At 73.8% G+C, this 19,529-nt stretch carries 16 protein-coding genes; 10 read left to right on the top strand and 6 right to left on the bottom strand.

Going from position 1 to position 19,529, the window contains the following annotated elements; genetic code table 11:
* Positions 1 to 3 precede the first annotated feature (3 nt).
* Positions 4 to 321 carry a LysR family transcriptional regulator gene (locus NQZ70_RS22140; RefSeq protein WP_129575973.1) on the top strand — a complete coding sequence of 106 codons (318 nt, stop codon included), beginning with the start codon at positions 4 to 6 and terminating at the stop codon, positions 319 to 321.
* Between the two features lie 29 nt (positions 322 to 350).
* Positions 351 to 2,249 (top strand): inositol monophosphatase family protein, encoded by a 1,899-nt coding sequence (locus NQZ70_RS22145; protein WP_129575974.1) that lies wholly within the window; start codon positions 351 to 353, stop codon positions 2,247 to 2,249.
* A gap of 15 nt (positions 2,250 to 2,264) precedes the next feature.
* Here the strand turns inward: NQZ70_RS22145 and NQZ70_RS22150 are convergent, their stop codons facing one another.
* A complete protein-coding gene (locus NQZ70_RS22150) occupies positions 2,265 to 3,938 on the bottom strand; it encodes a hypothetical protein (protein WP_129575975.1) in 1,674 nt (557 codons plus the stop codon).
* Between the two features lie 9 nt (positions 3,939 to 3,947).
* Between NQZ70_RS22150 and NQZ70_RS22155 the strand changes: the two genes are divergently transcribed.
* Positions 3,948 to 4,160: a hypothetical protein gene (locus tag NQZ70_RS22155; RefSeq protein ID WP_207217919.1), complete on the top strand. Its 213-nt coding sequence runs from the start codon at positions 3,948 to 3,950 to the stop codon at positions 4,158 to 4,160.
* Between the two features lie 270 nt (positions 4,161 to 4,430).
* Here the strand turns inward: NQZ70_RS22155 and gnd are convergent, their stop codons facing one another.
* Positions 4,431 to 5,414, bottom strand: a complete 984-nt coding sequence (gene gnd / locus NQZ70_RS22160) for a phosphogluconate dehydrogenase (NAD(+)-dependent, decarboxylating) (protein ID WP_129575976.1) — start codon at positions 5,412 to 5,414, stop codon at positions 4,431 to 4,433.
* 123 nt (positions 5,415 to 5,537) lie between these two features.
* Positions 5,538 to 6,563 carry an STAS domain-containing protein gene (locus NQZ70_RS22165; protein ID WP_237245512.1) on the bottom strand — a complete coding sequence of 342 codons (1,026 nt, stop codon included), beginning with the start codon at positions 6,561 to 6,563 and terminating at the stop codon, positions 5,538 to 5,540.
* A 318-nt stretch (positions 6,564 to 6,881) separates the two neighbouring features.
* Here NQZ70_RS22165 and NQZ70_RS22170 point away from each other — a divergent pair, with 318 nt between their 5' ends.
* The 4 genes from NQZ70_RS22170 to NQZ70_RS22185 all read left to right on the top strand — a co-directional run bounded on the left by NQZ70_RS22170 (position 6,882) and on the right by NQZ70_RS22185 (position 10,448).
* On the top strand, positions 6,882 to 7,103 hold the full coding sequence (locus NQZ70_RS22170) for a hypothetical protein (RefSeq protein ID WP_129575978.1): 222 nt from the start codon (positions 6,882 to 6,884) through the stop codon (positions 7,101 to 7,103).
* A 104-nt stretch (positions 7,104 to 7,207) separates the two neighbouring features.
* Positions 7,208 to 7,726 carry a hypothetical protein gene (locus NQZ70_RS22175; RefSeq protein WP_129575979.1) on the top strand — a complete coding sequence of 173 codons (519 nt, stop codon included), beginning with the start codon at positions 7,208 to 7,210 and terminating at the stop codon, positions 7,724 to 7,726.
* Positions 7,723 to 9,003, top strand: a complete 1,281-nt coding sequence (locus tag NQZ70_RS22180) for a YcaO-like family protein (RefSeq protein ID WP_129575980.1) — start codon at positions 7,723 to 7,725, stop codon at positions 9,001 to 9,003. The genes NQZ70_RS22175 and NQZ70_RS22180 overlap by 4 nt, the downstream gene beginning before the upstream one ends.
* Positions 9,000 to 10,448 carry a TfuA-like protein gene (locus NQZ70_RS22185; protein ID WP_207217920.1) on the top strand — a complete coding sequence of 483 codons (1,449 nt, stop codon included), beginning with the start codon at positions 9,000 to 9,002 and terminating at the stop codon, positions 10,446 to 10,448. The genes NQZ70_RS22180 and NQZ70_RS22185 overlap by 4 nt, the downstream gene beginning before the upstream one ends.
* Before the next feature lie 4 nt (positions 10,449 to 10,452).
* On the opposite strand, the gene NQZ70_RS22190 is transcribed toward NQZ70_RS22185, so the two are convergent.
* Positions 10,453 to 11,358, bottom strand: coding sequence for an SDR family oxidoreductase (locus tag NQZ70_RS22190; protein ID WP_129575981.1), 906 nt, complete (start codon positions 11,356 to 11,358; stop codon positions 10,453 to 10,455).
* A gap of 68 nt (positions 11,359 to 11,426) precedes the next feature.
* Positions 11,427 to 15,170 (bottom strand): serine/threonine-protein kinase PknK, encoded by a 3,744-nt coding sequence (locus NQZ70_RS22195; protein ID WP_165374102.1) that lies wholly within the window; start codon positions 15,168 to 15,170, stop codon positions 11,427 to 11,429.
* A gap of 268 nt (positions 15,171 to 15,438) precedes the next feature.
* Here NQZ70_RS22195 and NQZ70_RS22200 point away from each other — a divergent pair, with 268 nt between their 5' ends.
* The 3 genes from NQZ70_RS22200 (at position 15,439) to NQZ70_RS22210 (ending at position 18,139) form a co-directional block, all read left to right on the top strand.
* Positions 15,439 to 15,963, top strand: a complete 525-nt coding sequence (locus NQZ70_RS22200; protein ID WP_207217921.1) for a hypothetical protein — start codon at positions 15,439 to 15,441, stop codon at positions 15,961 to 15,963.
* A gap of 189 nt (positions 15,964 to 16,152) precedes the next feature.
* Positions 16,153 to 16,992: a hypothetical protein gene (locus NQZ70_RS22205; RefSeq protein ID WP_129575983.1), complete on the top strand. Its 840-nt coding sequence runs from the start codon at positions 16,153 to 16,155 to the stop codon at positions 16,990 to 16,992.
* A 577-nt stretch (positions 16,993 to 17,569) separates the two neighbouring features.
* Positions 17,570 to 18,139, top strand: a complete 570-nt coding sequence (locus NQZ70_RS22210) for a hypothetical protein (RefSeq protein ID WP_237245513.1) — start codon at positions 17,570 to 17,572, stop codon at positions 18,137 to 18,139.
* A gap of 245 nt (positions 18,140 to 18,384) precedes the next feature.
* On the opposite strand, the gene NQZ70_RS22215 is transcribed toward NQZ70_RS22210, so the two are convergent.
* Positions 18,385 to 19,254 carry a hypothetical protein gene (locus NQZ70_RS22215; protein WP_129575984.1) on the bottom strand — a complete coding sequence of 290 codons (870 nt, stop codon included), beginning with the start codon at positions 19,252 to 19,254 and terminating at the stop codon, positions 18,385 to 18,387.
* Positions 19,255 to 19,529 lie beyond the last annotated feature (275 nt).

The raw sequence follows: 19,529 nt of genomic DNA on the forward strand, positions 1-19,529 counted from the left end.
CGCGTGAGCCTGTCGCAGATCCGCTACTTCATCGCCGTCGCCGAGGAGGGCCACGTCGGCCGCGCCGCGCGCCGGCTCCACATCGCGCAGCCGCCCCTCAGCCGGCAGATCCGCGGCCTGGAGGACGAGCTCGGCGCGCAGCTGTTCGAGCGCACCGCGCGCGGCATGCGCCTCCTGCCGGCGGGCGCGGCGTTCCTCGACCACGCCCGCACCATCGTCGCCCAGGTCGACGCCGCCGTCGCCGACCTCCGCAGCTACGGCGCCGCGCCCCCGCAAGCAGCGCTCGACGCCGGCGGGTGCCGGCGCCCCGAGCTCGGGTAGGCGGCCTCGCGTGGAGCCACGGGACCGGCATGGGTTACGACGCTGAGCTCGCGCTCGCCGTCGAGGCGGCGCGCCGCGCGGGCTCGCTCCTCCGCGCGGAGTTCCACCGCCCCGGCGGCCCTCGCGGCGGCGGGACGCACGCCGACGTCGACGTGGAGGTCGAGCTCCTCCTGCGCGACGCGCTCACCCGCGCGACCCCCTACGCGTTCCTCGGGGAGGAGACCGGCGCCCTGGACGGCGCGGACCCGTCGCACCGCTGGGTCGTCGATCCGAACGACGGCACCGCGTCCTTCCTGCACGGCTACCGCGGCGCCTCGGTCTCGATCGGCCTTTTGCGCGAGGGCACGCCGGTGCTCGGCGTCGTCTTCGCGTACGCCTACCCCGACGACCACGGCGACCTCATCGCCTGGGCGGAGGGCACCGGGCCGATCCGGCGCAACGGCGCGCCCGTCTCGTCGTCGCTCGCGGGCGCGACGCTCGATCGCTACGCCGTCGTGCTGCTCTCGCAGTCGGCGGACTACCTCCCGGCGCGCAACGCCCGGTGCGTCGCGCCCGCGCGGTTCCTCTCGCTGCCGAGCCTCGCCTACCGGCTCGCGCTGGCGGCGGTCGGGGAGGGGGTCGCCGCGGTCTCGCTCAGCCGGCCGCGCAGCTGGGACTACGCGGCCGGCCACGCGCTCGTGCGCGCCGCGGGCGGCGAGCTCGTCGACGACGACGGCGCGCCCATCGCGTACACCGCGGAGCGCGAGGGCCAGATCTGCCGCCTCTTCGGCGGCGCCCCCGCGGTCGTCCAGGAGCTCGCGCGGCGCCCGTGGAACGCCGTCATCCACGGCCGCATCCCGGCGCCGCAGGGGACGTACGGGCTGCTGCGCCCGTCCCGCAGCCTGCTGATCGAGGGCGCCGGCGCGCTCTCCCGGGCCCAGGGCTGCCTGCTCGGCCAGCTCGCGGGCGACGCGCTCGGCTCCCTCGTCGAGTTCCGGAGCGCGGAGCAGATCGAGCAGCTGTATCCGGGCGGGATTCGGGACCTCGCCGACGGCGGGACGTGGAACACCCTCGCCGGGCAGCCGACCGACGACTCCGAGATGGCGCTCATGCTGGCGCGGTCGATCGTCCGCAAGCGCGGCTTCGTCGCCGAGGCCGCGCTCGACGCCTACGTGCACTGGTACCGCTCCGGCCCGTTCGACGTCGGCAACACCGTCGCGGCCGCGCTCCGCGCCGCCGCGGGCGCGCCCTCGCCCGGCGCGCGCCCAGGCCGCGCCAGGGCGGCCGCGAGCCTGACCAGCGAGGCGAACGGCTCGGTGATGCGCGCGGCGCCGCTCGGCATCCTCGGCGCGGGCCGCCCGCGGGAGGCCGCGGCCTGGGCGCGCGACGACAGCGCGCTCACGCATCCCCATCCGGTCTGCTGCGCCGCCTCCGGCGCGTTCGTCGCGGCCATCGCCACCGGCGTGGGCGGCGCCGGCGTCGAGGGGGCCTTCGCCGCCGCGCGCGCCGAGGCGGAGCGGAGCGGCGAGCGCGCGGTCGTCGCGGCGCTGGAGGCCGCGCAGGGCGCGCCGCCCCGGAGCTCCTCGCACCAGGCCGGCTGGGTCGTCATCGCCCTGCAGAACGCCTTCTACCGGCTCCTGCACGCGCCCTCGCTCGAGCAGGGGCTCATCGACACGGTGATGGCCGGCGGCGACACCGACACGAACGCCGCGATCGCGGGCGCGCTGCTCGGCGCGGTTCACGGCCGGGACGCCGTGCCGGATCGCTTCCGGCGGCTGGTGCTGTCCTGCCGCCCGCTGCCCGAGGCGGGGGCGAAGCACCGGCGCCCGCCCGAGCTCTGGCCGGTCGACGCGATGCTCGTGGCCGAGGCGCTCCTCGCCGCCGGGCAGCGAGCACAGCCCGAGGAGCCCGACCTGCCGGAGAGCTTTCAAACCGGGGACATCGGCTAAAATCTATTAATATTGCTAGCTTACCGCCGGTGTGTGCAGCCATCTTCCGGCGAAGGTCACCTCATCGGCGGCCGCGAGCACGGCCTCCTCGCCTCCGGCCCGGCGAAGGACGCCCGCGAGCTGCGCCACGCTCGCCCATCCCTGGAAGACACCGGCCAGCGACGGACTCCCCGACGCGTCGAACAGGCACGTCGACAGCAGCCGTGCCGCCTCGGCGGGGCTCATCCACGGCGCTGCCTCGCAGAGATCGCCGAGCGCGTCGGCGTCCGCGCCTCCTGCCTCGAAGGCGAGCACCGCGCGTCGGGCGGCCTCGGCGCGCATCGGTTCGGGGAGAGCCCTGGCAAGCCGTGCCAGTGCGACCGTCCGAACATAGCTCCCGGAGAGCTCGTTACAGTCTTCCACGATCCGTAAAGCCGCTTCCGCCCCTAGGATCGCGACCGAGGCGGAGGGGTGCTCCTTGATCAAATTGCATCGCTCCTCCGGATCGAGCTCTTCGATGAGGGCCTTTACCTCCTTCTCCGGCCGCCTTCCCGGAGGGAGCCTCTCGCCGAGGCGAAGCAGCGCGTCCGCCTGGTACCCGGCGCTGCTCCCCGCCCATCGCAGCACGAGCGCGCGCGCTTCGTCCTCTCGCCCGAGCGAGACCAGCCGCTCGCCGAGCGCGTGCACCGGCCAGACCGGAACCTCTTCGAGCGCCCTCTCCAGGAGAGGCTCGGTCAGATAAGGCGCTACCGCCGCGGCCTCCGCCTCGTTCTCGAAGCACCAAGGCGCCCAGTTCCGCTCGATCTCCTCGACGGCGCGAGCTCTCGCCTCTTTCGGCAGGCCGGCGAGCAGCCGGGCAACGACGCGAACTCGCTGGGGCGCGGGCAGGGGACGTGAAGCTCGTTCCAGCGCGACGGCGGAAGCCTCGCTCACTCTGGGGCCGGGCACGAGCGCGGCCGGCGCCCCTCCAGCGCGCGCGATGGCCTCTGCCGCGACCTCCTGGGCTTCCTCTTCGGGAAGCAGGCCCGCCGCCGCGACGAGCTCCCGGGGCGCGTCCTCCCCGTCGGAACGGCGCGCAACTTCCAGCGCGGCGCGCGCAATACGGATGCGCCGCTCGCCCTCCGCCGCCTCGGCCACGGCGATGAACGCCGAGGGGCTCGACCACCGCGCGCCCGTGCGATCGGCGATCTCGAACGCTTTCTCGAGGACCCCGGCTCGGTGGGACGGTGAGACCTCCGCTGCGAGGGCGAGCAAGGAGAGAGCGCGCGCCGCGTCCGCATCGAGCCGTGGCGTCACGAGGTCGGCATCGGGGCTCGCCCACGGCTCCGCGTCTCCCAGCGTCGCCGCCGCGCCCTGCGCCGCCGCGCAGCGGACGAGCGCCGCGGCGAGGGTGGGAGTCAGGAACCTGCAGCGCTCCACCTCCTCTCCGAGACGATCGCGCAGGCGGCGGAGATCGACGAGAGCGTAGGAGAGCGCCTCGGCAGAGACAGGCCGTACCCAGCCCGGCTCGGCGAACGCGAGCATCGAGGCGACAGGAGCGCCGCCGAGGGCGAGGTGCGCGCTCGCATCTGCCCCGCTCGGGACGCCTTGGCTCTCCGCCGCCGCGGGGGAAACGGGTGCAATCTCGGCGAGATGCGCATCAACGCCGTTCCAGCCGAGGCGCTCCCGCCAGGTGTGCGCCTCGCTCGCGCCACCGGAGATCGAAACCAAACATCGAACGTGCTTCCCGAGCTCCCGAAGCGTGGATATCCGCCCATCGTGAGGCCAGTCGATGCACTCGTCGAGACCATCGAGCACGAGGAGCAACTCGGGCTCGTCTTCATCCTGGCCATTGGCCAGCCTGTTCCGGAGCTCCGAGCGCAGCTTCAGGACGTCCCGCGGAGGGCGCAGCGCGTCTTCGCCGAGCTGCTGCAGGAGGGTGGCCTAATTTGAACATGAAGGCGGGAAGGCGGGAAGAAAAGATCAATGATCTTCCAGCCTTCCCGCCTTCATGTGAATCTCTCCGGGGCCAATTAGGCCACCGCCCACCCGTGCGCGTGCGCGTTGACTTCGAGGAATCGCGCACGCGCACGCGCACGAAAGACGGAAGACGGAAGACGGAAGAGGGAAGACGGGGGACGGGGACCGTCTGCATGGAGCGGCACGCCCCTCGATCTCCCCCTTGGGGTCCGAGCTGCCCCTCGCCGGCCCCCCTCGCTCCGCTCAGCCCCCCGTCGGCCGCTCCAGGTGCCCGCCGAACTTGTGGCGCATCGCCGACAGCACCTTCTCGGCGAACGTGTGATCGTGCCGCGAGCGGAAGCGCGCGTAGAGCGCCGACGAGAGCACCTCGGCGGGCACCGCCTCCTCGATCGCCGCCATCACGGTCCAGCGGCCCTCGCCGGAGTCCTGCACGAAGCCGCTGTACCCGGCGAGCTCCGGGCTCTCGGTCAGGGCGATCGCGGTGAGGTCGAGCAGCCACGAGCCCACCACGCTCCCCCGCCGCCAGACCTCGGCGATCTCGCCGAGGTCGAGCGCGTACCGGTGCTCCTCGGGCAGCCGCTCGGTCCCCGCGTTCTTCAGGATGTCGAACCCCTCCGCGTACGCCTGCATGAGGCCGTACTCGATCCCGTTGTGGACCATCTTCACGAAATGGCCGGCGCCGACCGGGCCGCAGTGGAGGAACCCCTCTTCCGCCGTGCTCTGCGCCTCGCGCCGGCCCGGCGTGCGCGGGGTGTCCCCCGGCCCGGGCGCGAGCGTCCGCAGGATCGGCTCCACCAGGGCGAACGCCTCGGGCGCGCCGCCGACCATGAGGCAGTAGCCGCGCTCGATCCCCCACACGCCGCCGCTCGTCCCCACGTCGACGTAGCGGATGCCCTTCGCGGCGAGCGCCCTGGCGCGGCGGACGTCGTCCTTGAAGTAGGTGTTGCCCCCGTCGATGATCACGTCGCCCGCGCCGAGCTTCTCGCCGAGCTCCTGGACCACGCGCTCGGTCGGGGCGCCCGCCGGGAGCATGACCCAGACCACGCGCGGCGACGCGAGCTGCGCCACCACCTCGCCGAGGGACGAGGCCGTCGCCGCGCCCTCCGCGCCGAGCTGCCTCACGCTGTCCTGGTTCAGATCGAACGCCACGACCTCGTGGCCGCCGCGCATGAGCCGGCGCGCCATGTTGGCGCCCATCCTCCCGAGTCCGATCATTGCGAGCTTCATCTGTTCACGCTCCTGTCTGCGCCCGCGGGCGTATCACAGGGCGCGCTGCGAAGCGCGCCGCCGGCGCCGCGCCCGCCCCGGCCGGCCCTGGCGCGGCGGCCCACCGCGGCCTCCGGCGGCGGCCTACCGCGGCCTCTGCCGGAGGGCGCCCATCACGTGCTCGAGCGCGCTCTTCAGCGTGCTGAACACCGGGATCCCCTCCAGGCTGCCGCCGACCTCCAGGATGCGCCCGACCATCGCCGCCGGGACCCCGGAGACGATGCACCGGCTGCCGAGCAGCCTCGTCGCCGCGAAGATCCTGAGGAGGTGCTCGATCGTCGAGGCGTCGGTCGCCTGCGCGCCGGTGAGGTCCACGATCATGAAGCGGGCGCCGTGCTGGACGACCGCCGCGAGCACCTCTTCCATCATCCGCGCCGCCCGCGCGCCGTCGACCGTGCCGATCACCGGCAGCGTGAGCACGCTGTCCCACACCTGGATGATCGGCGTCGACATCTCGAGCATCGCCTCGTGCTGCGCGCGCACCCGGTCGAGCTGCCGCCGGAGCTCGATCTGGACGCGCTCGAGCTCCTCGTTCTGCTCGCGCAGCTGCGCGCTCGCGGCGGCGAGGTCGAGCGAGTTCTTGAGCATCGTGTACGTGGCGCCGACGTAGAGCGCGTACGTGGTCGCGCTCGCCAGCGCCTTCCGGTCGATCTGGCGCTGGTCCTCCAGGGCGAAGAGCATCGTGCCGATGGTCTTCTTGTAGACCTGGATCGGCACGTGGAAGACGACGTCCGGGTCCTCCGCGAGGAGCCACGCGCGCGCCTGATCCGCCTCCCGCGCCTCGGCCCAGGGCCCCTTGAACCACGCGGCGCGCTGCGCCTCCAGCGCCGCGACCATCCACGCGTCCACGACGACGCCGCCGCCCTCGGGCGCGCCGTACTCGAAGTTGCCGCGCTCGTACCGCGCCGCGATCCGCGCGCCGCCGCCCTCGTTGCCGAGCACCACGCAGAGCCGCTGGGACGGGACGATCCAGCGCGCGCTCGAGCAGACCTCCTCCCAGAGCGACCGCAGATCCGGCTGGCTCGCGAGCTTGAGGAGGATCTCGTTCAGGACGCCGAGGATGATCCACCCGCCGCCGCCGGCCTCGTGGGGCTGGCCAGAGTCCGGCATCGCCATCAGCAATCGGCGTCGAGCGGGGGACCCGCGGCGTCGGTCCGTGGTTCTAGCCGCCGCGAGGAGGCCGCCGTCATGACGCTCCCCCGGGTCGCTTCCGCGCGGAGCCCCGCCTCGCCGATGCAAGCGACGGGATCAGGACAAGATCGAATCTCGGCACGGTGCACACTCCTCGCGCTCGGCGCGGCGCCATCCTACCGCGCAATCCGCCCGCGGTGGAGGGGCTCTCGCCCCGGCGCGGCGGAGGCGCTGCCGCGCTCGCACGCCGCGGGGCGCTGGGCGCCGCGCGCGACCGCCCCATGCTACCGGTAGGGGATGAAGATCAAGGCACGTGACGGCAAGGTCTATGAGGTCGCCCCCGCTCCGCCTGGAGGCAGCCACGAGGTGCGGCTCGACGGCAAGGTGATCGGCTCGTTCGTGCTCCTGCCGGACGAGACGCAGGTCACCGTGAAGAGCAAGCCCGCCACCGACGCGCTCCTCGTGGACATCGCCGATCGGTTCGTGGCCGAGGGCGGCGCGCCCATGGGGATCGCCTGATCCCGCGCCCTCCCGCCCCGCCGGGCGCCCGGACGTTGAAAGCCCTCGCGCCCGCGTGATATGCACGGCCGGTCTCCCGACGCGCTGTCGAACAAGGAGTGCACATGGCCGACCAACAGCATGGTGAGCGTTGTCCGAAGTCGCCGCGTGGAGGGCACAAGTACGAGGACGTCATCCTCGCGGCGGACAACGGCAAGCTCTACTACCTGCGCCGCGAGGACTACATCCGGCCCGAGAACGAGCTGACCGCCGAGAACTGCGGGCACTGCTACGACCGCGCGATGGAGCTCCTCCGGCAGGGCGTCGCGCTGGGCTGGATCCGGCCTCGGCCCGGCAACCAGGCGTGCTACCTGGTCAACCTCGCGAGCCTGCGCAGGGTGACCCCGTTCGAGCCCCCGACGTGGAAAGAGGAGGGGCCGGATCCGATCCAGGACCTCCTGGCGGCCTCCGAGTGGGCCGACCAGGCGGCGACCCACGCCACGGCGGCCGCGCTGGCCCGCGAGCTCGGCGACCCGGCCGAGGCCGTGGCCGCGGCCACCCGCACGGTCGACGCCGCGGAGCAGAGCGTCAAGGACGCGAAGTCCGCGGTCAAGCACCTCGTCGCGGGCGACAAGGGCCAGTGAGCGCGACGGGCCCCTCGGCGGAGCGGGCCGGCGCCCGCGCCGCGAAGGGGTTCCGGGAGGGCACCCACCGGCTGGTCCCGCCGGCCGAGACGATCGCCCGCGTCGCGCCCCACCTGGCCGCGTTCGGCATCACCCGGGTGGCCGACGTCACCGGCCTCGACGTCATCGGCCTGCCGGTCGTCATGGTCTGCCGGCCCAACGCCGCCTCGCTCGCGGTCTCCCAGGGCAAGGGGCTCACGCTCGACGCGGCGCGCGCCTCCGGCCTCATGGAGTCGATCGAGTCGTACCACGCCGAGCACATCGACCTGCCGCTCCGGCTCGCGAGCTACCGGGATCTCGCCCGGACCGCCGCCGTCGTCGACGTCGCCGCGCTGCCGCGCCTGTCGGTCGGCGCCTCCCGCGAGCACCACCGGGTGCTCTGGGTCGAGGGGCGCGATCTCCTCCGCGACGAGGCCGTGTGGGTCCCCTTCGAGATGGTCCACACGAACTACACCCTGCCGCTGCCGGCGGGCAGCGGCTCGTTCGTGATGAGCTCGAACGGCCTCGCCTCCGGCAACCACCTGCTCGAGGCGGTGAGCCACGGCATCTGCGAGGTCGTCGAGCGCGACGCCACCACGCTCTTCCGCGCCGGCGGCGAGGCCGAGATCCCCGGCTGCCGGCTCGACCTCGCCACGGTCGACGACCCCGGGTGCCGCCACGTCCTCGACCTGTACGAGGCGGCCGGCGTCGCCGTCGGCGTCTGGGAGACCACGACCGACGTCGGCCTGCCCGCGTTCCTGTGCCTGATCGTCGATCGCGCGCCCGATCCGTTCCGCCGCCTCTACGCCACCGAGGGGATGGGCTGCCACCCGAGCCGGAGCGTCGCGCTGCTGAGGGCGCTCACCGAGGCGGCGCAGAGCCGGCTCACCTTCATCGCCGGCTCCCGCGACGACGGCGACCGCGATCGCTTCGAGCGGGCGCGCCACGCCGACGCCATCCAGCGCGCCCGCGAGCAGATCGCGGGCGTCCGCGGCCCGCTCCGCGCTTTCTGCGACGTCCCGTCGCTCGAGGGCGAGACGTTCGAGGACGACGTCGCCCTGGAGCTCGCGTGCCTCCGGCGCGCCGGCGTCGAGCGCGCCGTCGTCGTCGACCTGAGCAAGCCCGGGCTCGGCGTCTCGGTCGTGCGGGTGCTCCTCCCGGGCCTCGAGTCGATCGACGACGTGCCCGGCTTCGTCCCTGGGCCCCGCGCCCGGGCGCGCCTGTCCGAGCGCGCGGCGAGGAGCGCGGCCACGGCGTGAGCGTCATCGTCTTCACCGGCCCCACGCTCTCGGCCGCGGACGGCGCCGCGCTGCTCGACGGCGCCGTGTTCCTGCCGCCGGTCGCGCAGGGCGACGTGTACCGGGCCTCGCAGGAGAAGCCCTGGGCCATCGGGATCATCGACGGCTACTTCGAGCGCCTGCCCTCGGTCTGGCACAAGGAGATCCTCTGGGCGATGGCGCACGGCGTCCACGTCTTCGGCAGCGCCAGCATGGGCGCGCTGCGGGCCGCCGAGCTCCACCCGTTCGGCATGGCCGGCGTCGGCGCCGTGTTCGAGGCGTTCCGGAGCGGCGCGCTCACCGACGACGACGAGGTCGCGATCGCGCACGCCCCCGCCGAGGACGGCTACCGGCCGCTCTCCGACGCGATGGTGAACATCCGCGCCACGCTCGACGCCGCCGTCGCGGCGTCGGCCCTCCGGCGGGAGACCGCCGCGGCGCTCGTCGCGCTGGCCAAGCGCACGTTCTACGCGCAGCGCAGCTTCGCGCGCCTGCTCGCGGAGGGGGCCGCCGCGGGCGCGGCGCGCCCCGAGGAGCTCGACGCCCTCCGGCGCTTCTTGCCGGACGGCCGCGTGGACCAGAAGCGGCGCGACGCCGTCGCGATGCTGGAGGCGATGGCGGCGCTGCGCGCGCGCGATCCCGGCCCGCTCCGGGTGGCGTACCACTTCGCCTACACCGACGTCTGGGACCAGGCGTGCCGGCGCGCCGGCCGCGGCAGCGTGGCCGCGGGGCAGGGCGCCCGCGCCGGCGAGAGCGCGGCGCCCGAGGCGCGCCCCGGCGGCGGCCCGGCCGGCGCGCGATCGCGCCGCGCCGAGGGCGCGCTGCAGCCCGAGCTCCTCCTCGACGAGCTCCGGCTCGAAGGCCCGCTGTCCTACGCGCACGCCGTGCACGGCGCCCTCGCGCGGGCGCTCGCCCTGAGCGAGGCGCGGCGCCACGGGGTCGAGGTCCCGGTCGAGCTGTTCGAGGAGATCCTCGCGCAGATCCGGCGGGAGCGGGGCCTGCTCACCTCGGAGAGCACGCGCGCGTGGCTCGCGGAGCAGGCGCTCGACGTCGAGGGCCTCACCCTGCTCGTCCAGCGGGAGGCGCGCCTGCGCTGGGCGCAGGCCGTGTTCGGGATCGAGGTGGAGCGCCTCCTCGTCGATCACCTGCGCATGACGGGCCGCTACGCCGAGCTCGCCGCGCGGGCGCTCGAGAAGCAGGAGGTCCTCGCCGCGGCCGGCGTCGAGGCGCCCGCGCTCGAGGACCTCGGCCTGACGCGGCAGGCGCTCCTCGACTGGTACTTCGGCGAGGTCGCCGGCCGCCCCGTCCCGCCGCACCTCGACGGCTACGCGGCCTCGCTGGGCCTCGACGACCAGGACGAGCTGCTCCTCGTCCTCGCCCGCGAGCACGAGCGCCGGCGGCGCGCGAGGCCGCCGGCCGGCGGGTGACGGGTCACGCGCCCTTCTGCCCGAGCGACCGCGCGGCGTACGCGCGGAGCGGCGTGAGCTCGATGGGCAGCGCCGCGAGGGTCGGGCGCATGTCGATGACCTTGCCCTCCACGCAGTGGAGCATCAGCGCGTCGAACGACTGCGCGAGCGGGTCGACGCCGCGCTGCGGGTCGCGGGCCGCGGCGCGGCGCGCCCGCAGATCGGCCTCGTCGACGCGCTCCACGGCGAAGGCGCGGCCGGTCAGCGCCTCGAAGATCGCGATCACCTGGTTGTGGCTGAGCGCCTCCGGGCCGCCCAGCTCGAAGGAGCGGTTCAGCGCCGCCGGGTTGTCGACGGCGGCGATCGCCGCCGCGGCCACGTCGCCGAGCGCGATCCAGCTGATCGGGCCGTCTCCCGCGCCGTAGACGCGCGCCTTCGCCGCCTCGACGTCGAAGCCGAGCGCCGGGCTCAGCCAGATCTCCATGAAGTACGTCGGCTGCAGGATGGTGAAGGGCAGGCCGCTCGCCCGGAGCGCCCGCTCCACCTCGCGCTTCGCGTCCTGCAGCGGGAACTCGTCGGCGATCTCCGGGAAGGAGACGTAGACGAACTGCGCGATCGACGCCGCCTTCGCCGCGGCGATCAGCGCGAGCGAGCCGTCGCGGTCCACGGACGCGATCGAGTCGCCCTCCTGCCGCGAGAGCGTCGAGCTGGCCGTCTCGATCACGACCCGGACCCCCTGGCACGCGCGATCGAGCGACGCGCGGTCCTTCAGATCGCCGCGCGCGAGCTCGACCCCCATCTCGCGGAGCCGCGCCACCTTCGCCGGGTCCGAGCCCTCGCGGTAGAGCCCCCGCACCGCGCGCCCGGCCTCGCGGAGACGCCGGCAGATCTCCGTGCCCAGAACCCCTGTTGCCCCGACGATCAGGATCATCGCTCCTCCTCTCGCTCGCAGGCCCGCAGCATAGGACGAACGCCCGGGCAGCGGGCGCGCTCGCTGCGTCAGAGGTAGCCGTGATCCCGGGCGGCGGCGACGAGCGCCTCGAGCGCGGCCCGGCTCGCCTCGGGCGGCCCTCCTCCTCCGGCCGCGGCCTGCTCGAGCCGCTCGTCGAGCGCGCCCGGGAAGCGGTGCTGCTTCACGTCCCGGAGCGCCGCGGCCTGCTCCGCGGCCGCGGCGAGGCGGCCCCGCCCGAGGTGCACCGCGAGCAGCACGAGGCGCGCCGTCCACTCGAACGGGAACGGCGCCGGCAGCTCCGTCCAGAAGTGGAGGGCCGCGCTGGCGCGGCGCACGATCTCCTCCTCCGGCGCCCCCTCGGACCAGGCGCACCAGGCGAGGTGGGCCTCGGCGGCGCCCATGTAGTCGCGCATGTGCCCCGCGGTCGCGACCGCGAGGCTCCGCAGCGCCATGGCCCGCACCTCCGCGCGCTCCCGGCGCAGCCTGCGGATCATGGTCCTGTAGGTGAGCGCGCGCGACTGCACGATCACGTTGCCCATCCGCTCCGCGGCCTCGAGCGAGCTCACGAGGTACGCCTCGGCGGCGTCGAGCGCGCCGTGCCACAGGTGCGCGAAGCCGCCCGAGAAGTGCGCGGACGCGATGAGCTCCGGATCGCCCGTGGCCTCGCTGGCCGCGACGAACGAGCGGACGTGCCGCACGGTGAGCTCCGAGGCCTGGTACCGCTCGATGCGGATCTGCATGAGCATGAGGCCGTAGAAGAACTGCGCCTGCCGGACGGGCGCCGCGTACCGCTCGACCATCGGCTGGATCGCCTCGACCTGGGCCCTCAGCGCGTCGAGCTGGCCCATGAAGTAGTAGACCTCGAGCCGGTCGATCTTGGCCTGCATCCACTCGTGCCACCACGCCTCGGAGCGGCCCTCGGTGGGCTCGTCGAGGCCGAGCGAGGCGTCGGCGTCGGCGTAGGCGGCGAGCGCCTGCGCGTGCTCCAGGTGCGTCTCCCAGGTCTTGCCGCGCTTTCGGTGCAGCCGGGCCCGGTCCACGCGCGCGGCCGGATCGAGCCGCGAGAGCGCCTCGACGTAGGCCCGCCGCGCGTCGTCCTGCTTGCCCGTGATCGCCAGCACGTCGCCGAGCCGCTCCTCGAGCGCCGCGCGCTCCGCGTCGCGCTGGAGGCCCGGCGGACCCCCCGCTTCCGCGCGCCGGCCCATCTCGGCGATCGCCGCGCGGTAGAGCGCGATCGCGTCGCTGTTCGCGTAGACGGAGCGCGCGCGATCGCCCGCCGCCGTCAGGTGCGCGATCGCCTTGTCGTGCACCCCGGCCCTCGAGAAGTGGTGCGCGAGCACCGGGGCGCGATCGGCGGCGTCCTCGGCGAGGGTCGCCTCGATCCGCTCGGCGGCCCGCCGGTGCAGCGCGCGCAGGCGCTCCTCCGGGATCTGCTTGTAGGCGATCTCGCGGATCTTGTCGTGGACGAAGCGGAGCCGCCCCTCGCCGGCCTCCTCAAAGATCTGGCGCATGCGGAGCTCCCGGAGCGCTTCCATCCACGCCTCCTCGTCGACGCCGGCCACGCCGAGGAGCAGCGCCCCGTCGAGCTCGCGGCCGAGCACCGCGGCGATCTGCGCGAGCTCCGCGCTGGCCGGGTGCAAGGCGCGCAGGCGCCGCGTGATCAGGCCCTCCAGCGAGCGCGGCATCGGCATCGCCATCGCCCGCTCGAGCGCCTCGGTCTGCCATGCGCCCGCGGCGTCGCGGGAGAGGAGCCCCGCGTCGATCGCCATGTGCAGGTACTCGGCGATGAAGAACGGGTTGCCGGCCGAGTGCCGGAACAGGAGCTCGTCGAAGTGCCTGGGCGACTCGGGCAGCGCGAGCATCTCGCGGGCCATGGCGCCGGCGCTCTCCTGGGTGAGCCGGCCGAGCTCCACGCTGAGGACCTCCGGGGCGCGCGCCATGTCGTCGAGCTCGGGGCGCAGCTCGTCCATCCTGTAGGCGCCGAGGACGAGCACGCCCGCGGCCCTGAGGGAGCCGACGGACAGCTCGGCCAGGAGGCCCAGCGACAGCTCGTCGGCCCACTGCAGATCGTCGAGCAGGAGGAGGAGCGGCGCGGCCTCGGCCATGGCGCACAGCACCTCGCGCATGCACCGGAAGAGCCGCGCGCGCGCCGCCTGCGCCGGCAGCGGCGGCAGGGGCGGGCGCTCCTTGGCGTAGGGCAGGTCGGCGAGGCTCGCCTCGTAGGGCTCGAGCGCCTTGCCGCGGTCGCCGAAGATGCGCTCGGTCTCCGCGGCGCCGAGGGCGCGGCAGCGATCGGCGGCCTCGATGAGGCACGACCGGAACAGGTGCAGCGGGGCGGCCTTGACGGCGCCGTCGTCCGCGCCGATCGCCACGCAGCGCCCGGTCATCACGGCGGCGCCGCGCATCTTGGCGTCGCGCGCGACCTCCATGATGAGCCGCGTCTTGCCGGCGCCGCTCTCGCCGCCGACGAGCACCTTGCCGCCGCGCCGGCGGTCGATGAGCGCGTCGATCTCCCGCCCGAGGCGGCGCAGGATCGCGTCGCGTCCGGTGAGCTTGGGCCGGTACAGGTACGGCGCTGGCCGCGGCAGCGGCAGCGGATCGTGCGGGTCGGCGCCGAGCGCCTCGAGCGCCCGCGCCACGTCTTCGGCGTAGCCCAGCCGGTCGCGCGGCTCCTTCGCGAGCAGCCGCAAGACGAGCGCGTCGAGCTCCGGGGGGACGTGGGGCGCGCGGCTGGAGGGCGGCTCGGGCGCGGTCCTGAGGTGGTGCCGGCCGAGCTCGGACTCGGGGGTCGAGGGGAACGGCGTGGTGCCGGTGAGGCACTGGTACAGGAGGCAGCCGAGCGCGTAGAGGTCGGCGCGCGCGTCCGCGAGCTTCCCGAGGATCTGCTCGGGCGCCATGTACGCGAGCGTCCCCATGACCTCCCTGTCGACGGCGAGCTCCTCGCGGCCCTCTGCGCCGCCGAAGCTCCCGGCGATGCCGAGGTCGACGAGCACGGGCAGGTCGCCGTCGCGCAGGAAGACGTTCGCCGGCTTGAGATCGCGGTGGACGATCCCCTGGCCGTGCAGGTAGGCGAGGGGCGCGCAGAGCCGCCGGATCAGCGTGAACATGTGGCGGATCGCGTCGCGCGGCGCGGCCGAGCGCGGGGCGGCGGCGCCGGGCCGGGTGTCGGGCGCGCTCAGCGGGGTGGTCTCGGCGGATCGCACCTCGTGCCAGATCTCCTGGATGCAGGTCTGGAGGGTCCGTCCTTCGAGGAGCTCCATGGCGTACCAGGGCAGCCCATCGGAGACGCCCTGGTCGACGATCCGCACGACGCCGGGGTGGCGGAGGCGGCCGAGCGCGTAGATCTCGCGCCGGATGCTCGCGATGGTCAGCTCGCTCGCGTTGAAGATGGTCTTGATGGCCGCCGTCTGGCCGGTCTCTGCGTGCCTGCCGCGGTAGACGACGCCCATCCCACCTTGCCCGAGCCTCCCGAGCAGCTGGTACGGACCGATGTGCGTGCTCGGCGCGGCCTTGGAGCTCGGCGGGGCGTGGCCAGCGAAGTGGGTCGCGTCGTCCGCGGCGGCGGGCGAGCGCGTCTCGGCGGCGACGGCGATGCGCACGCGGCGGAGGGAGCTCGGATCGATGGCGGCGCCGCTGCTGTGGTGGCGGCGCCCTTCTCCTGGCTCACCGGCGCGGCCTGCCGGCGTGGTGCCTGCCGGCGTTGTGTCCGGCACCTCCGGCGATGGGGGGGAGCGGACCACCGTCTCCTCGTTTCCGCCGGGCGACGGTGGCTGCTGCTTGGGGTCGACCATGGCGTCAGGTCGGGGCGGACCCGTCGTGGGTCCCCCTCGGGGTGCCGCGCCGGGCGATGGTACACGAGAGCCGTCCGGTGTCGCCAGGCCTCGGCGCTGGGGTCTTCGTCCGACATCGTCATCCTGGCCCGCGTCGTATCCGAGACAGCTCCGCATCTCTGCCCGGCACCCGTGAACGGACACGCTGCTCGAGTACGAGAGCCCTGCCCGATCGGCGTTTCGCCGCGAAGATCTGCTGCGCCGGTGGGGTTACGGCGTGCAGCATCACGTGGCTCGGATCGACCGGCTGTCGAGCTATCGCGAGCTCACGTTGGTCCTTGTCGTCGCGAGCATTACGCGCACGTTGGTCCGGGAGCTCGACGAAATGGACTGGACGCTGGCGCGCCTGGGCGGAGGTTACGGCCGGATCGACGGCGCGGTGTACACGACCTATCTTGTCGTCACGGACGAGGTGGCGGAGGCCGAGCAGGACGACTTCTTGAGAATCTTCAGCCATCGCCCGGTGCTCGGCCCCGAGGCGCGGCAGTGGGTGAGGCCGGCGAAGGAGGGTACGATGCAAGACGTGATGGAAGGCGACGACGAGATGCTGCAGCAGCTGCTCGACTCGCTGCCGATCGAGCGGCGGCTGGCCGGGCTGACGCTGGAGGAGCGGCTGGCTGGGCTGCCGCCGGCGTATCAGCTGCTGGCGCTCTCCGACGAGGTGCTGCGCGGCTTTCCGGACGAGTACCTGCGCTCGCTCCCGGCCGAGGTCCAGGACGCGATCCGGCGCCGGATCGGTCGGCCCTCGCCCTGACTGATCGCTGCGCCGTGGAGAGCGCCCGAAGCGGCGCTCTTCACCGCCCGCCAGGAGTGAGGCGCGCCGCGGCGCGCGGCGTGGTCGGCGTGGGCAGAACGCGACGCGGCGATCAGACCTCGGTGGCGCCGGACCACGCCGGTTCACATACACGCGCGCGTGGCGTGCGGCTTGCTCTGCTCGCCCCGCATGAAGCTTGGAACGTGCCTCACCCTCGCGACCGCGCTCGGCGTGCTGACGGCCGGCGGCCCCGCGAGCGCCTGCGACCCTGTGGATACGAGCGTCTCGGAGGGGTTCCTTCGCGCTGCCGCGCCGGGAGAGCCCGCCGCGGTGCCACGCAATGTGGCGATCGTGATCTGGGGCGGGCTCCCCGAGCTCTCGCACCTGCTGGTCGAAGAGGCGACCGGCGCCGCCGTCGCCGGCGCTGGCTCCGACGTTCCGGTGGCCCCGCCGGGCTACAGCGTGATTCGCCCCGCCGAGACGCTGGCGCCTGATACCACGTACCGATTGCGCCTGAGGCCGTCCGTCGAGCGCGTCGTCCGGACGTCGGAGATCGTCGACGGCTCCCCGCCGAGCGCGCCGGTGCTGGCGGGCGGAGACGTCGAGTTTCACGCGAACGAGCCCGCGTGCGGTTACGGCAGCTGCCCGGACATGACCACGTTGACGTTCGATCTGGCCGCGCCCAGCGAGGACGATCACACGCCCGCCGAGGCGCTCGTCTACGCCGTGTACGTGGGCTTCAGCCCGGAGCAAGCGCTGGCCAAGTCGCAGCCGGACGCGTGGCTGGAGGGCGATTCGATGTTCCTCTACGTGGACGAGGACCACGTGGGCCGCAACGTGTACATCGCGGTCTCTGCGATCGACGAGGCCGGCAACGAGAGCGAGCGCAGCGAGGTGCTCCAGGTCGAGCGCGAGGCATCGGGCTGCGCGTTCTCGCGGAGCTCCACGCCGAAGGCGGGGCTCGCCCTGCTGCTCCTGGCCGCGCTCGCGCCGCTCCGGCGCGCGGGGCGGAGGGCATCCGCTCGCTGACGTCCAGCGCTACGTGCGCCCCGGCCGGCGCAACGGGCTATCCAGCGCACCGCGGCTCTGTAAGCTTTCCGGGCCAGGCAGCAGCCCTGCGCACGCATGCCGGAGCCGGTTCGCCTCTTCATCTCATCTGTCCCGGAGGACGCTGCGTCGCGCGCCGCTCTGGAGGCGCAGCTGAAGCCGCTCCTACGACAGCAGCTGAAGCCGCTCCTACGACAGCGGTAGATCGAGAGCTGGCATGGCGGCGCCTTGGAAACAGCTCGCGTAACACCGCATACCGTCCTCGCCTGCGAGCAGGTGACTTCTCGCTTGCGAACGTAACGTAACGGCGGTGCGCCCGCGGAGCCTCGACCGAGCCGCTCCGGGCGGACTACCTGCTGCTCCGGAAGAACGCGGCGCCCGACGCGAGCGAGCCGGCCGGCACGTTGAGGAAGCTCTGGGCTCTCCTGTCCAGGGACGCGATCGTCGAGTTCAAGAGCATCGGCCGGCCGTATCGCCGCCGTAACCTCGATCGGCTGTTCAGTTACCTGCACCTGTACTGCGCCGATAATCTGGAACGGATAGAGCAGCGGAGCGATCTGTGCGGGGTGCTGCTCGTCCCGACGCGCACGAGGTCGCCGACGCGGATGTGGCGGACCTGGGTCTGGGATGGGACGATCTCGACGACGGCTACTGGCGGCTCCGGGGCGGAGCCTTCGCGCTGGTGGTCGTGGAGATCGAGGCGGTGGCGGCGGCGGAGAACGACGATCTGCTACGATTGTTCGGTCACGACGAGGCCCCGACGCTCGCGGCCCGCCGGTGGCTGGCGCAGCAGGTTGGAGCCGAGGAGATCGCGATGGCCATGCACGACTTGGAGGGCTTCGACGAGGTCGTCCGGAAGCTGCTTTCGACCCTCCCGCCCGAGCAGGTGCTCTCGGCGTTCCCCCCCGAGCAACGGGTGGCGGGCCTGCCGCCCGAGCAGGTGCTCTCGGCGTTCCCCCCCGAGCAACGGGTGGCGGGCCTGCCGCCCGAGCAGCGGGTGGCCGGGCTGCCGCCCGAGCAGGTGCTCCTTGCCTTGCCCGATGACGTGCTCCGAGCGCTCTCCGATTCCTATCTGGACACGCTCTCGGCGGAAACGAGGGCCGCCATCCGCGCGCGCGTCGGGCGGTAGCGCGCGCCGATCGGTCGCCCGGTCCGGACCACCGCCCAGCCGACCCGCAGGTCGCGCTTGCCCGGTCCGAACCACCGCCCAGCCGACCCGCAGGTCGCGCTCGCCCGGTCCGAACCACCGCCCAGCCGACCCGCAGGTCGAGCCCGCCCGGTCCGGACCACCGCCCGGCCGACGCGCAGGTCGAGCCCGCCTGGTCCGAACCACCCCGCAGCCGACCCGCAGGTCGCGCCCGCTCCGCCTCGACCCTACAGCCCCCCGGGCTCCCCGCCGGCATCCACCGGGCTCGCGTTCGCGTCCGCCGGCCCCGGCTGCTGCGCCTTGCCCGGCTCCCCGCTCGGCTCCGCCCCAGGCGCCTCGGCCGGCGCCTCCGCCGCCTTGCCCCGCGCCGCCGCAGGGCGCCAGTTCTCGATCGGCGCGAGCAGCTGCTGCGCGATCTCCGTCTTCCTCGGATCCCGCTTGCTGACCATCCCCGACACGCGGACCACATACGTCCGCAGCGCGTCCACGAGCTCGTCCAGGGCCGCGCGCACGTTCGTCACCTCGACCTCGGCGCCCTCCACGGGCGACGTGATCCCCAGCGCCGCGCCGTACGCCTCGTGCGCCGCGTAGAGCCGCTCGAGGATCTTCCCCGCGCCGAGCCGCTTCAGCTGCGCCTCGAGGTCGTTGTCCTTGATCATCAGGACGCGCGTATTGCTCTCGGCCCACTCGAGCTTGTACGCGATCTGCGTGAACTTGAGCCCCCTCGGAAACAACGCGGCGCGCAGCGACGACGCCATCTCGGCCTCCGGCAGCCCGGGGATCTTCGACCAGCCGCCCAGCACGTCGTAGAGACCGCTCCAGATGGCATCCACCGTGACATCGGCCACCTTCGCGCGCGCCGTGTCCTCGGTCGGCAGGGAAGGCAGGCGCGTCGCGACCGCGTGGTTCAAGGTCGCGAGCGCCGACATCAGATCCTCGTGCGCCTCGATCACCCCCTCGGGGACCTTCCGGGCCGCGCCCCTGTCCCCCAGCACGGCCTTCGCAGCGGTCAACACCTCGGTGCCCAGCGCCTGGGCGGACGGCGCGTCCAGCTTCGGTAGCTGAACCAAATCAACGGCGGTGAACGTTCGTTTCATGCCTGCCTCTTCTCCTGGTCATCTCCTGGCCATCTGTGGGCGATGTAAGCGCTCCCCCGGACGTCACCGTATATCCCGACCGCCCGCCCCTCGCCAGCGACCCCACCCGTCGGAGCAATGCTGCGCAAGAAACCGTCAATGCCCCCGGAACCCTGAACGCGCGCCACGCCCACGCCGCGTTCACACCACGTTCAGCTGAACGCGACATCACCGCGAATCCGCGACCCAACCGCCGTGGCCGACGCAACCGCCGTGGCCGACGCAACCGCCGTAGC

It is taken from the genome of Sorangium sp. So ce836 (genome assembly GCF_028553905.1).
Classification (GTDB): Bacteria; Myxococcota_A; Polyangia; order Polyangiales; family Polyangiaceae; genus Sorangium; species Sorangium cellulosum_D.

Coding starts and splice junctions, on each gene's coding strand:
- NQZ70_RS22145 (WP_129575974.1), top strand. CDS start 351: ATGGGTTACGACGCTGAGCTCGCGCTCGCCGTCGAGGCGGCGCGCCGC.
- gnd (WP_129575976.1), bottom strand. CDS start 5,414: ATGAAGCTCGCAATGATCGGACTCGGGAGGATGGGCGCCAACATGGCG.
- NQZ70_RS22165 (WP_237245512.1), bottom strand. CDS start 6,563: ATGCCGGACTCTGGCCAGCCCCACGAGGCCGGCGGCGGCGGGTGGATC.
- NQZ70_RS22170 (WP_129575978.1), top strand. CDS start 6,882: ATGAAGATCAAGGCACGTGACGGCAAGGTCTATGAGGTCGCCCCCGCT.
- NQZ70_RS22175 (WP_129575979.1), top strand. CDS start 7,208: ATGGCCGACCAACAGCATGGTGAGCGTTGTCCGAAGTCGCCGCGTGGA.
- NQZ70_RS22190 (WP_129575981.1), bottom strand. CDS start 11,358: ATGATCCTGATCGTCGGGGCAACAGGGGTTCTGGGCACGGAGATCTGC.
- NQZ70_RS22195 (WP_165374102.1), bottom strand. CDS start 15,170: ATGGTCGACCCCAAGCAGCAGCCACCGTCGCCCGGCGGAAACGAGGAG.
- NQZ70_RS22205 (WP_129575983.1), top strand. CDS start 16,153: ATGAAGCTTGGAACGTGCCTCACCCTCGCGACCGCGCTCGGCGTGCTG.
- NQZ70_RS22215 (WP_129575984.1), bottom strand. CDS start 19,254: ATGAAACGAACGTTCACCGCCGTTGATTTGGTTCAGCTACCGAAGCTG.